General features: G+C 66.9%; 11 protein-coding genes. All 11 read left to right on the forward strand.

What is annotated here, in order from left to right; all coding sequences use genetic code 11:
• Nucleotides 1–1,155, forward strand: coding sequence for a cystathionine gamma-synthase (locus tag E3O23_RS15435; RefSeq protein WP_134492527.1), 1,155 nt, complete (start codon nucleotides 1–3; stop codon nucleotides 1,153–1,155).
• Between the two features lie 95 nt (nucleotides 1,156–1,250).
• A complete protein-coding gene (locus E3O23_RS15440) occupies nucleotides 1,251–2,579 on the forward strand; it encodes an APC family permease (RefSeq protein ID WP_134492529.1) in 1,329 nt (442 codons plus the stop codon).
• 135 nt (nucleotides 2,580–2,714) lie between these two features.
• Nucleotides 2,715–3,734 (forward strand): LacI family DNA-binding transcriptional regulator, encoded by a 1,020-nt coding sequence (locus E3O23_RS15445; RefSeq protein ID WP_134492531.1) that lies wholly within the window; start codon nucleotides 2,715–2,717, stop codon nucleotides 3,732–3,734.
• Nucleotides 3,735–3,973: 239 nt separating this feature from the next.
• Nucleotides 3,974–5,689: a ribulokinase gene (araB, locus tag E3O23_RS15450; protein ID WP_134492533.1), complete on the forward strand. Its 1,716-nt coding sequence runs from the start codon at nucleotides 3,974–3,976 to the stop codon at nucleotides 5,687–5,689.
• Nucleotides 5,686–6,396, forward strand: coding sequence for an L-ribulose-5-phosphate 4-epimerase (locus E3O23_RS15455; protein ID WP_134492535.1), 711 nt, complete (start codon nucleotides 5,686–5,688; stop codon nucleotides 6,394–6,396). The genes araB and E3O23_RS15455 overlap by 4 nt, the downstream gene beginning before the upstream one ends.
• Nucleotides 6,396–7,913 (forward strand): L-arabinose isomerase, encoded by a 1,518-nt coding sequence (araA, locus tag E3O23_RS15460; protein ID WP_134492537.1) that lies wholly within the window; start codon nucleotides 6,396–6,398, stop codon nucleotides 7,911–7,913. The genes E3O23_RS15455 and araA overlap by 1 nt, the downstream gene beginning before the upstream one ends.
• Nucleotides 7,914–8,028: 115 nt before the next feature.
• Nucleotides 8,029–9,111: a multiple monosaccharide ABC transporter substrate-binding protein gene (chvE, locus tag E3O23_RS15465; protein ID WP_134492667.1), complete on the forward strand. Its 1,083-nt coding sequence runs from the start codon at nucleotides 8,029–8,031 to the stop codon at nucleotides 9,109–9,111.
• 135 nt (nucleotides 9,112–9,246) lie between these two features.
• Nucleotides 9,247–10,776 (forward strand): multiple monosaccharide ABC transporter ATP-binding protein, encoded by a 1,530-nt coding sequence (gene mmsA, locus E3O23_RS15470; protein WP_134492539.1) that lies wholly within the window; start codon nucleotides 9,247–9,249, stop codon nucleotides 10,774–10,776.
• 27 nt (nucleotides 10,777–10,803) lie between these two features.
• A complete protein-coding gene (mmsB, locus tag E3O23_RS15475; RefSeq protein ID WP_134492541.1) occupies nucleotides 10,804–12,033 on the forward strand; it encodes a multiple monosaccharide ABC transporter permease in 1,230 nt (409 codons plus the stop codon).
• 335 nt (nucleotides 12,034–12,368) lie between these two features.
• The gene (nrdH, locus tag E3O23_RS15480; RefSeq protein ID WP_134492543.1) at nucleotides 12,369–12,602 is read left to right on the forward strand and encodes a glutaredoxin-like protein NrdH; all 234 of its coding nucleotides are present in this window, start codon (nucleotides 12,369–12,371) and stop codon (nucleotides 12,600–12,602) included.
• 48 nt (nucleotides 12,603–12,650) lie between these two features.
• Nucleotides 12,651–13,055, forward strand: a complete 405-nt coding sequence (gene nrdI, locus E3O23_RS15485; protein WP_134492545.1) for a class Ib ribonucleoside-diphosphate reductase assembly flavoprotein NrdI — start codon at nucleotides 12,651–12,653, stop codon at nucleotides 13,053–13,055.
• The last annotated feature ends 17 nt before the right edge of the window (nucleotides 13,056–13,072 follow it).

The following is a 13,072-nucleotide window of genomic DNA, read 5'->3' on the forward strand; positions in this document are numbered from 1 at the left end:
ATGGCCAGGAAGCACAACTTCGACACCGTCGCCATCCACGCCGGGCAGGAGTTCGACCCGACGACCGGCGCGGTGATCCCGCCGATCTACCAGACCTCCACCTTCGTGCAGGAGAGCATCGGCGAACTCCGCGGCGGCTACGAGTACAGCCGCGGCGGGAACCCCACCCGGACCGCGCTCGAAACCCTGCTTGCCGCCCTCGAGGGCGGCAAGCACGGCCTCTCCTTCGCCAGCGGTCTCGCCGCGGAGGACACCCTGCTGCGGGCGATCCTCTCGCCCGGCGACCACATCGTGCTCGGCAACGACGTCTACGGCGGCACGCACCGGCTGATCGAGCGCGTGCACGGGCCGTGGGGCGTGCGCAACACGACCGTCGAAATGTCCGACCTGCGCGCCGTCGAACAGGCGATCATCCCCGGGGAGACGAAGGTCCTCTGGGTCGAGACCCCGAGCAACCCGCTGATGAAGATCAGCGACATCGCCGAGCTGGCCGACATCGGCCACCGCGCCGGACTCGTCGTCGTCGTCGACAACACCTTCGCCTCGCCCGCCCTGCAGCACCCGCTGGCGCACGGCGCCGACGTGGTGGTGCACTCGACGACCAAGTACCTCGGCGGGCACTCCGATGTGCTCGGCGGCGCGCTGATCATGGACGACGACGAACTGGCCGAGAAGGCCAGGTTCCTCCAGTTCGCGGCCGGCCCGGTCTCCGCGCCGCTCGACGCCTGGCTGACCATCCGCGGAATCAAGACCCTGGCCGTGCGGATGGACCGCCACTGCCGCAACGCGCAGGCGATCGCCGAGCACCTGGACGGGCATCCCGCGATCAGCGCCGTCTACTACCCGGGCCTGCCCAGCCACCCCGGCCACGAACTGGCCAGGCAGCAGATGAGCGGGTTCGGCGGGATGATCTCGATCGCGTTCGCCAGCGGGGCGAAGGCCGCGCGCAAGTTCGCCGAGTCGATGACGCTGTTCCAGCTGGCCGAGTCGCTCGGCGGCGTGGAGTCGCTCGTGAACTACCCCTCGGAGATGACGCACGCCTCGGTGCGCGGCACCGCCCTCGAGGTGCCGGACAACGTCGTGCGCCTGTCGGTCGGGATCGAAGACATCGCCGACCTGATCGACGACCTGGACCGCGCACTGCCCCGCAAGTAGCGGTTCCGCGCGGCCGGAGACGGAATGGCAGTTTCTTGTCAGAGTATGTCGTTTCTGCCATTTCGCCGGCGGCGCCGACCGGGCAGCATGGAGTCGTGAAGACAACCACCACGTCGCAGGACACCCACCGGGGCAGCCTCGGGCTCGCCTCGGGCACGGCGCTCTACATCGCCGCGGTGCTGGGCACCGGCATCCTCGTGCTGCCCGGGCTGGCGGCCACCGCGGCGGGCCCGGCCTCGGTGCTCGCGGTGTTCGCCGTATTCCTGCTCTCCATTCCCCTGGCCGGCACCTTCGCGGCCCTCGCCTCCCGCTTCCCCGACCCCGGCGGGGTCGCCAGCTACGTGCGCCGGGCACTCGGCCGGACCTGGGCGCGGATGACCGGCTACTGGTTCTTCTTCGGCGTCGGCGTCGGAGCCCCGGTGGTCGCGATCCTCGGCGCCGAGTATGTGGTGGCGATCGTCGGCGCCGACCGAGGGGCGGTCGTCTGGGTCGCGCTCGCGATCCTGGTCCCACCGTTCGTGTCGAACTACTTCGGCGTGCGTGTTTCGGGTGCCGTGCAGCTCGTGCTCACCGCCGCGCTGCTCTTCGTGGTGATCGGCGTGGTGGCCGTGGCGCTGCCGGCCGCCGCCCCGGGCAATTTCGATCCCTTCCTGCCGCACGGGTGGGGTGGCGTGGGAACGGCGATCAGCCTGTTCGTCTGGGCGTTCGCCGGCTGGGAGGTCGGCACCCACATCGCCGGCGAGTTCCGGAACCCCCGCCGCGTCATCCCGCTGGCCACGGCCATCGCACTCGTCGTCGTCGGCGCCGCCTACCTCGCCCTGCAGTACGTGACCGTGGCCGTGCTCGGTGAGGCCGCCGGCCGCGGCCGGGTTCCGCTGCTCGACCTGGTGGCCACGTCGGACCTCGGAGTCGGACCCGTCTTCGTGGCGGTCATCGCCGCGATCGTCGCCCTCGGCGTGCTCAACGTCTACCTCGGCGCGTTCGCGAAGCTCGGCGCCTCGCTCGGCCGGGACGGCGACCTGCCGCGCTGGATGACGCCCGGCGTGGAGTCCGGGGGCATCCCGCGGCGGAGCCTCGGCGTCGTGGCGCTGCTCACCGCAACGTACTTCGCGCTGATGACCTGGCAGGGTCTCTCCCTCGCGACGTTCATCCTCATCCACACCAGTTCGATGGTGGCGATCTACTCCCTTGGCAGGATCGCCGCCGTGCGCCTGCTCGAGCGTTGGTCGCCGGGCTGGTGGATGGCCGCCGTCTCGGTCGTGCTGACCCTGGGGCTGCTCGTGCTCGCCGGGCCGAATCTGCTCGTGCCCGGGCTGCTCGCCGTCGCGGCCGTCGTCGTCGGCCTGGCCGGCCGGCTCGGCCGCAGGTCCGCCGCGGTGAAGGCCGACGCGGCACGGGCCGAGGCGCTGAGGGTGGCAGTGTAGGCGCCTCACGGCCAGTGGCATGTGACTGTCACATTCCAAAGTGGAGATGTGACAGTCACATCCTGAGCTTTCGACAATGCATAATTGTGGTGCGTTCACAGTTGTGACCGTGCACATGCGAGCAAGGTGACTTACGTGACCGTCGAATTGCCCAAGGGCCGCGCGCCGAGCATTCGTGATGTCGCGCGCCTCGCCGGGGTCTCGCACCAGACCGTCTCACGCGTGCTCAACAACCACCCGAGCATCCGCGAATCGACCAGGGCTCGAGTGCTGCAGGTCATGGAGGAACTCCAGTACCGGCCGAACCGCGCCGCGCGAGCGCTGTCGAAGGGCCGCTCCCGCACGATCGGCGTGCTGTCGGCGTCGAGCGAGCAATACGGTCCGGCCAGCAGCATCGCCGCGATCCAGAACGCGGCCAGGGATGCCGGGTACTACGTCAACACCGCGAACCTCGCCTCGGGCGACCGCGAGTCGATCGAGGCGGCCCTGAACCACCTGATGCTCCAGGCGGTCGAGGGGATCGTGGTGATCGCGCCGCAGGTGCGGGTCTTCGACGCGCTCGAGCAGATGTCCATCGACGTGCCCTATGTCACCCTGCAATCCACCGGGCGGCAGAGCGACCACGCCCTCTCGGTCGACCAGATCGCCGGCGCGCGCCTGGCCACGCGGCACCTGATCGACCTCGGCCACCGCAACATCTACCACCTGGCCGGACCGCAGGACTGGATCGAGGCGGAGGCGCGCATGCGCGGGTTCCTCGACGAGATGGGGGCCAGGGACGTGCCCACCACGGCGCCGATCCTCGGTGACTGGACCGCCGACTTCGGCTACCACGCCGGCCGCGAACTGTTGCGGATGCGCGATTTCACCGCGATCTTCTCGTCGAACGACCAGATGGCCCTGGGCCTGATCCACGCGGCCCGGGAGGCCGGCCTGGACGTTCCGCGGGACCTGAGCATCGTCGGCTTCGACGACATCCCGGAGGCGGCCCACTTCTGGCCGCCGCTGACCACCGTGCGCCAGGACTTCGCCGAACTCGGCCGCCGGTGCATCGCCCTGCTGCTCAGCAGCCTCGGCGGCGAGGCCGAGGGGTACCCCGGCACGATCGTTCCCGAGCTCATCGTGCGCTCCTCCACGGCGCCGCCCGCGTTCTAGCCTCGCCTTCCGACGCGACTGTCGCCGAATCGGACGACTGTTCCCGGCGTGCCGGCCACAGTTGTCCGATTGGGCCACGGATGCCCGCGCGCCCGACCGCGCGGCCGTTACCAAAACGAGATGTTGTGGGGTTGACACGCAAATCGGGCGGTCGGCTAAAGTAACAAGATCAATGTGACCGTTCACATTGGGACGTAACACCGCCGCATCAGCGGCACCTCAGACAAGGGAGTCGATTCGTGAGCACGACCGCCGCGCAGCCAGACGCTGTTTTCCGAGCAGGCGACGAGTCGTACGTGATCGGGATCGACTACGGAACGCTGTCCGGCCGCGCGGTCGTGGTGCGGGTATCCGACGGCGCCGAACTCGGCTCCGCCACGCTCGACTACCCGCACGCGGTGATGGACACGACCCTCGCCGCCACGGGCGCCGCACTCCCGCCGGAGTGGGCGCTGCAGGTTCCCCGGGATTACGTCGCCGTGCTCAAGAGCGCCGTTCCCGCCGCGGTCGCCGCCGCCGGCATCGACCCCGCCCGCGTCATCGGCGTCGGCACCGACTTCACCGCCTGCACCATGGTCCCCGTCCTCGCCGACGGCACGCCGCTGTGCGAACTGCCGGAGTACGCCGGCCGCCCGCACGCGTACGTCAAGCTGTGGAAGCACCACTCGGCGCAGTCGCAGGCCGACCGCATCAATGACCTCGCGGCCGAACGCGGGGAAGGCTGGCTGCCGCGCTACGGCGGCCTCATCTCCAGCGAGTGGGAATTCGCCAAGGGCCTCGAGCTCCTCGAGGAAGACCCGGAGCTGTACAACCGGATGGACCACTGGGTCGAGGCGGCCGACTGGATCGTCTGGCAGCTGACCGGGTCGTACGTGCGCAACGCCTGCACCGCCGGCTACAAGGGCATCCTGCAGGATGGCGCCTACCCGGACGAAGACTTCCTCGCCGCGCTCAACCCGGCATTCGCGCAGTTCGCCAACGAAAAGGTGGCGCACGAGATCGGCCGGCTCGGGGATGCCGCGGGCCGCCTGTCCGCGGAGGCCGCGGCCTGGACCGGGCTGCCCGAGGGCATCGCCGTCGCGGTCGGCAACGTCGACGCGCACGTCACCGGCCCGGCGGCCCAGGCCGTCCAGCCCGGCCAGATGGTGGCCATCATGGGCACCTCGACCTGCCACGTCATGAACTCCGACCACCTCACCGAGGTGCCCGGCATGTGCGGCGTCGTCGACGGCGGCATCGTCGCGGGCCTGTTCGGCTACGAGGCCGGCCAGTCCGGCGTTGGCGACATTTTCGCCTGGTACGTGAACAACCAGGTTCCCGCCCGGTACTTCACCGAAGCAGAGGCCGCGGGCCTGAGCGTGCACCAGTACCTCACCGAACTGATCAAGGACCAGCCCATCGGCGGGCACGGCCTGGTCGCCCTCGACTGGCACAGCGGCAACCGCTCCGTGCTCGTCGACCACGAACTCTCCGGCCTCGTCGTCGGAACGACGCTGACCACCAGGACCGAGGAAATCTACCGGGCGCTGCTCGAGGCGACCGCGTTCGGCACCCGGGTGATCGTCGAGACGTTCAACGCGAGCGGTGTGCCGGTGACCGAGTTCATCGTGGCCGGTGGGCTGCTCAAGAACGCGTTCCTGATGCAGGCCTACAGCGACATCCTGCGTCTGCCGATCTCGACCATCGCCAGCGAGCAGGGCCCCGCTCTCGGCTCGGCCATCCACGCCGCCGCCGCGGCCGGCGCTTACCCGGATGTCCGCGCCGCCGGCCAGGCGATGGGCAAGCTCAACAAGAACGTCTACACCCCCAACGAGAAGTCCTCCGCGGCCTACGACAAGCTGTTCGCCGAGTACTCGCTGCTACACGACTACTTCGGGCGCGGAACGAACAACGTGATGCACCGGCTGAAGGCGCTCAAGCGCGAGGCCGCCGCGACGACGGGGGCATCGGCATGAGCACCTACGGCCCGCAGATCGAGGTCGCGATCGCCCGCGTGCGCGCCGACGTCGCCCGCCTGCACTCCGAACTCACCCGCTACGGCCTGGTCGTCTCGACCGGCGGCAACGTCTCCGGCCGCGTGCCGGGCGCCGACCTCTTCGTGATCAAGCCGAGCGGCGTCGACTACGCCGACCTCGCGCCAGAGAACATGATCCTCTGCGACCTCGACGGGGCCGTCATCCCGGGCACGCCCGGCGCCGAGCGCTCGCCTTCCAGCGACACCGCCGCGCACGCGTACGTCTACCGGAACATGGCGGATGTCGGCGGCGTCGTGCACACGCACTCCACCTACGCGACCGCCTGGGCCGCTCGCGGCGAGTCCATCCCGTGCGTGATCACGGCCATGGCCGACGAGTTCGGCGGCGACATCCCGGTGGGCCCGTTCGCGATCATCGGCGACGACTCGATCGGCCGGGGCATCGTCGGGACCCTGGCCGGCCACCGTTCGCGCGCCGTCCTCATGCAGAACCACGGGCCGTTCACGATCGGCAAGGACGCCAGGGACGCCGTCAAGGCAGCCGTCATGGTCGAGGATGTCGCCCGCACGGTGCACATCGCCCGCCAGGCCGGCGACCTGATCCCGCTCCCGCAGGCCGCCATCGACACCCTCTTCGACCGATACCAGAACGTCTACGGACAAGCACCACAAGGAGCCATCCGCTAATGCCCACTCTCTCCACCACCCTGGACCACTACGAGGTCTGGTTCCTCACCGGGAGCCAGAACCTCTACGGCGAGGACACCCTGCGCCAGGTGGCCGACCAGTCCCAGGAGATCGCGCGCGCCCTCGGTGCGAGCAGCGACGTGCCGGTGAAGGTCGTCTGGAAGCCCGTGCTCAAGGACTCCGAGTCGATCCGCCGGGCGGCCCTGGACGCCAACGCGGCCGACAACGTGATCGGGCTGATCGCCTGGATGCACACGTTCTCCCCGGCGAAAATGTGGATCGCCGGACTGGACGCGCTCCGCAAGCCGCTGCTGCACCTGCACACGCAGGCCAACGTCGAGCTGCCGTGGGCCGAGATCGACTTCGACTTCATGAACCTCAACCAGGCCGCGCACGGCGACCGGGAGTTCGGCTACATCCAGACCCGCCTGGGCGTCGCCCGCAAGACCGTGGTCGGCCACGTGTCCAACCCGGTCGTCAGCAAGAGCATAGGCACCTGGACCCGGGCGGCCGCCGGCTGGGCGGCATCCCGCTCGATGAAGCTTGCCCGGTTCGGCGACAACATGCGCTTCGTGGCCGTGACCGAGGGCGACAAGACCGAGGCCGAGCTGCGCTTCGGCGTGCAGGTGAACTCCTGGCCGGTCAACGAGCTCGCCGAGGCCGTTCACGCGGCATCCGACGCCGACATCGCCGCCCTCGTGGCCGAGTACGAGGACCTCTACGACGTCGTTCCGGAGCTCCGCAGCGGCGGCGACCGGCACGACTCGCTGCGCTACGGCGCCGCGATCGAGCTGGGTCTGAAGTCGTTCCTGGAAGAGGGCGGCTTCGGCGCGTTCACGACCAACTTCGAAGATCTCGGCGCCCTCCGCCAGTTGCCCGGCCTGGCCGTGCAGCGCCTGATGGCCCAGGGCTACGGATTCGGCGCGGAGGGCGACTGGAAGACCGCCATCCTCGTCCGCGTCGCCAACGTCATGGGCTCCGGTCTGCCCGGCGGGGCCAGCCTGATGGAGGACTACACCTACGACCTCACCCCGGGGGCCGAGCTCATCCTCGGCGCGCACATGCTCGAGGTGAGCCCGTCGCTGACCACCTCGCGGGCCAGCCTGGAGATCCACCCACTCGGCATCGGCGGCAAGAAGGACCCGGTCCGCCTGGTCTTCAACGCCGACCCGGGGCCTGCGGTGGTCGTTGCCATGTCCGACATGCGCGATCGGTTCCGGCTGGTGGCCAACGTCGTCGAGGTCGTCGAACCGACCGAGGCGCTGCCGAACCTCCCGGTCGGCCGGGCCGTCTGGCGTCCGGAGCCGGACTTCCAGACAGCCGCCGCCGCCTGGCTCACCGCCGGCGCCGCCCACCACACCGTCATGTCGACTGCCGTCGGCATCGAGGTGTTCCACGATTTCGCCGAGATCGCTCGCACCGAGCTTCTCGTGATCGATAAAGCCACCACCCTGCGCGACTTCACGCGCGAGGTGCGTTGGAACCAGGCCTACTACCGACTGGCACAAGGCCTGTAATCACACCTCCCGCACCACCTCACGCACATTTGACATCAATGTCGATCAAATAACAAACACGAAAGGAAACACAGTGAAGAAGAAAGCACTCTTCGCAATCGTGGCCGCTGGCGCCATGGTTGTTTCGCTGGCTGCCTGCTCCTCCGGAAGCAACGATGGCGGCGGCTCCGGCAAGGGCGACGGCGGACTCATCGGCGTCGCGATGCCGACCAAGAGCTCCGAGCGCTGGATCGCCGACGGCAACGCCGTCAAGAGCCAGCTCGAAGAACAGGGCTTCAAGGTCGACCTGCAGTACGCAGAGGACGACATCCCCACGCAGGTATCGCAGATCGAGAACATGATCACCAAGGGCGCGGAAGCCCTGATCATCGCGTCGATCGACGGCACCACGCTCACCAGCGTGCTGCAGGATGCCGCCGACGCGGACATCCCCGTCATCGCGTACGACCGCCTCATCCGCGACACCGAGAACGTCAACTACTACGCGTCGTTCGACAACTTCAAGGTCGGCCAGCAGCAGGCAACCTCGCTGCTGAACGGACTTGGCCTCACCGACCTCGAGGGCAAGGCTGCCGCCGACGCTCCCAAGGGCCCGTTCAACATCGAGCTGTTCGCCGGCTCGCTGGATGACAACAACGCCTTCTTCTTCTTCGACGGCGCGATGGATGTTCTGCAGCCGCTGATCGACGACAAGACCCTCGTCGTCAAGAGCAAGCAGACCAAGATCGAGCAGGTTGCCACGCTCCGCTGGGACGGCGAAACCGCGCAGAGCCGCATGGAGGACATCCTGACCTCCACATACTCCGACGGTTCCAAGGTCAACGCGGTGCTGTCGCCCTATGACGGCATCTCGCGCGGCATCATCTCCGCACTCGAGGGCGCGGGATACTCGACCGGAGCCGAATGGCCGATCATCTCGGGCCAGGACGCCGAACTCGACTCGGTCAAGGCCATCAACGGCGGCGAGCAGTACAGCACCATCTTCAAGGACACGCGCAAGCTCGCTTCGGTGGCCGTGGACATGGCTGTTGCCCTGCTGAACGGCGACAAGCCCGAGGTCAACAACACCAAGGACTACGACAACGGCAAGAAGGTCGTCGACTCCTACCTGCTCGACTCGCAGATCGTGGTGAAGGACAACGTCACCAAGGTCCTCGTTGACTCCGGCTACTGGACCGACGCGGAAATCAACGGCTAACAACCGCTGGTCGCTGGCAAGAAACACAGCTAGAAACACAGTGCGGTCCGGCCGGTGGGGGAGTAACTTTGTCCCACCGGCCGGCCCGGCACTATCCAGCAAGGAAGCAGATAGGCGAATGAAGAGGGTACTCACGTGACCACCAACATCCTTGAGATGCGGAGCATCACCAAGACGTTCCCCGGCGTGAAGGCCTTGTCAGAGGTCACGCTCGACGTCGGACGCGGCGAGGTCCATGCCATCTGCGGCGAGAACGGCGCCGGCAAGTCGACGCTGATGAAGGTCCTGAGCGGGGTGTATCCGCACGGGACCTACGAGGGCGACATCGTCTTCGAGGACGAGGTCGTCGAGTTCAAGGACATCCGGGACTCGGAAGCCAAGGGCATCGTCATCATTCACCAGGAGCTGGCGCTCAGCCCCTACCTCTCCATCGCGGAGAACATCTTCCTCAACAACGAGCAAAAGGGCGGCTTCGGCCTCATCGATTGGGACAAGACCAATCACGAGGCCGCGAAACTGCTCGCCCGGGTCGGGCTGCGCGAGAACCCGACCACCAAGATCATGGACATCGGCGTCGGCAAGCAGCAGCTGGTCGAGATCGCCAAGGCCCTGTCCAAGCGGGTCAAGCTCCTCATCCTGGACGAGCCGACCGCGGCCCTGAACGACGAGGACTCCGACCACCTGCTCGACCTGATCCTGCACCTCAAGGGCCAGGGCATCACGTCGATCATCATCAGCCACAAACTCAACGAGATCAAGAAGGTCTCCGACGCGGTCACCGTCATTCGGGACGGCAAGGCCATCGAGACGATCGCCAAGACCGACGTCACCGAAGAGCGCATCATCAAGGACATGGTCGGCCGCGACCTCGAACACCGCTACCCGGACCACACGCCCAACATCGGCGAGGAGATCCTGCGCGTGGAGGATTGGACGGCCTACCACCCGCAGGACACGTCGCGCATCGTCGTCGACCACGTCAACCTCAACGTCCGCGCCGGGGAAATCGTCGGCATCGCCGGGCTGATGGGAGCGGGGCGGACCGAGTTCGCGATGAGCCTGTTCGGCCAGTCCTACGGCAGCAAGATCTCCGGCCGCGTGCTCAAGCACGGCATCGAGATCAAGACCCGCACGGTGTCCGAGGCCATCGACAACGGCATCGCCTACGCGACCGAGGACCGCAAGACCTACGGCCTCAACCTGATCGAGGACATCAAGCGCAACATCTCGATGGCATCGCTGAAGAAGCTCGAGCGGCGCGGCCTGGTGCACGACAACGAAGAGTTCAAGGTCGCCAACGAGTTCCGCAAGAGCATGAACATCAAGGCCCCCAGCGTTCTTGTGAAGACAGGCAAGCTCTCGGGCGGGAACCAGCAGAAGGTCGTGCTCTCGAAGTGGATCTACGCCGACCCGGACGTGCTCATCCTCGACGAGCCGACCCGCGGGATCGACGTCGGCGCGAAGTACGAGATCTACACGATCATCAACAAGCTCGCGGCGCAGGGCAAGGGAGTCATCGTGATCTCCTCCGAGCTGCCGGAACTGCTCGGCATCAGCGACCGCATCTACACGATTTCCGAGGGCCGGATCACAGGGGAGTTCCCGATCAAGGAAGCAACCCCGGAGACCCTCATCAAGCACATGACCATGGAAAAGGCCCGCTAGCGTCGGCGCTGCGGATAAGGAGAAACAATGAGTGATCTCGACACCAAGCCGACCACCGGATCCGACGAGCCCGGGACGGTCGCCAAGGCCGCCTCCTGGGTCAGCCACGTCATCAGCGACCTGGGCAAGAACGGCATCTTCATCGCCCTGGTCCTGGTGGTTGTGCTGTTCGCCTTCCTGACCGACGGCATCCTGCTTCGGCCCCAGAACATTTCTAACCTGATCGTGCAGAACGGGTACATCCTCGTGCTCGCCGTCGGCATGGTCATGGTGATCATCGCCGGCCACATCGACCTGTCGGTCGGCTCGGTCGCCGCCTTCGTCGGCGCCTGCTCGGGCGTCTTCGCGGTGCACTGGGGCCTCCCGTGGTGGCTGTCGATCATCCTCTCGCTCGGAATCGGCGCCCTCGTCGGCGTCTGGCAGGGGTTCTGGATCGCCTATGTAGGGATTCCCGCGTTCATCGTGACCCTGGCCGGCATGCTCATCTTCCGTGGCCTCGCCCTCGTCGTGCTCGGCAACTCGAACATCGGATCGTTCCCGAGCGAGTACCGCGCCCTGGGCAACGGATTCCTCACCGACCTGTTCGGCGAGTACGAGCTGGATCCGCTCACCCTCGGCGTCGCGGCGCTGGCCATCCTCGCCCTGATCACCCAGCAGGTTCGCACGCGAATCGGTCGCCAGAAGTACAGCCAGGAGGTCGAGCCGCTCGTCTGGTTCGTCGCCAAGCTCGTGCTCATCACGCTCGCCATCGGCTTCTTCGCGTACGCGCTCGCCGCGTACAAGGGCATCCCGGTGACCCTGATCGTGCTGGCCGTGCTCGTGTTCGTCTACGGCATCGTGATGAACCGCACGGTCTTCGGCCGGCACATCTACGCGATCGGCGGCAACCGCCACGCGGCGGAACTCTCCGGCATCAAGACCCGCAAGGTCGACTTCTACCTGTTCGTGAACATGGGAACCCTGGCCGCGCTGGCCGGCCTCATCTTCACGGCTCGGTTGAACCTGGCCGGCCCGAAGGCCGGTGACGGCTTCGAGCTCGAGGCTATTTCGGCCGCGTTCATCGGCGGTGCGGCGGTCCAGGGCGGCATCGGCACCATCGGCGGGGCGATCATCGGTGGCCTGATCATCGGCGTGCTGAACAACGGTATGTCGATCCTCGGCATCGGCATCGAATGGCAGCAGGCCGTGAAGGGCCTCGTGCTGCTCCTCGCCGTCGCCTTCGACGTGTACAACAAGCGACGGGCTGGTGGCCGCTGACTCGCGGCAGTCGAACATCGGGCCCCGGTCGTCTTCGGACGCCGGGGCCTTTCGCATGCCGGTGCGACACGCCGCCGTGAATTCCACAGGGAAACCGGGCACCCCCTTTCGGGCCTGTGGATAACTCGCCGCGGCACCGCGGAAAATGGCCCAACCGAGCCCGCCGAGGCTGTGCAGAACCGGTGGAATGTCGGTGGATAACCACATAATTGTAATTACTGCATGTAGTGGCCGTTCCTAGGCTCAATCACTAGATGTAGTATTGAATCAACAGTTCGGCGCATAAACCGAACACCTGAATCCACACCTTTTGAGCCAGAGAGAGGCCCCCAGCGATGGCAATTACGGTCTACACCAAGCCTTCCTGCGTGCAGTGCACGGCGACATACCGTGCCCTGGACAACAAGGGCCTCGAGTACGAGATCTTCGACCTGTCGGTCGACGAGAAGGCGCTCGAGGCGGTCAAGGCCCTGGGCTACCTGCAGGCTCCGGTTGTCATCACCGACGAGGACCACTGGTCCGGTTTCCGCCCGGACAAGATCAACGAGCTGGCCGCACGTATCGCGTAGTTTCGACACGTCCAACCGGCCGGCTCCCAACCACCGAGGGGGTGCCCAATGACTGAGCTTGTCTATTTCTCCAGCACGTCCGGCAATACCCGCCGGTTCGTGGAGAAGCTCGGCCTTCCCGCGGCGCGCATCCCGCTCTACGCCAGGGACGAGCCGCTGCAGGCCGAGGAACCTTACGTGCTCTGCATCCCGACCTATGGCGGGGGCGGACAGGGGGGAGCGGTCCCCAAGCAGGTGATCCGGTTCCTCAACGATGAGAAGAACCGCTCACTGATCCGCGGCGTGATCAGCGCCGGCAACACGAATTTCGGCGAGGCGTACTGCCTCGCGGGGGACATCATCGCCGAGAAGTGCAACGTTCCCCACCTGTATCGATTTGAAGTATTCGGAACACCGGACGATGTGCGCATCGTCCACGAAGGATTGGAATCATTTTGGAAGCAACAGCCGTGAAGTCGACGCCGCTCTCC

Origin of the sequence: Cryobacterium tagatosivorans, assembly GCF_004402215.1 — a bacterium.
GTDB lineage: Bacteria > Actinomycetota > Actinomycetes > Actinomycetales > Microbacteriaceae > Cryobacterium > Cryobacterium tagatosivorans.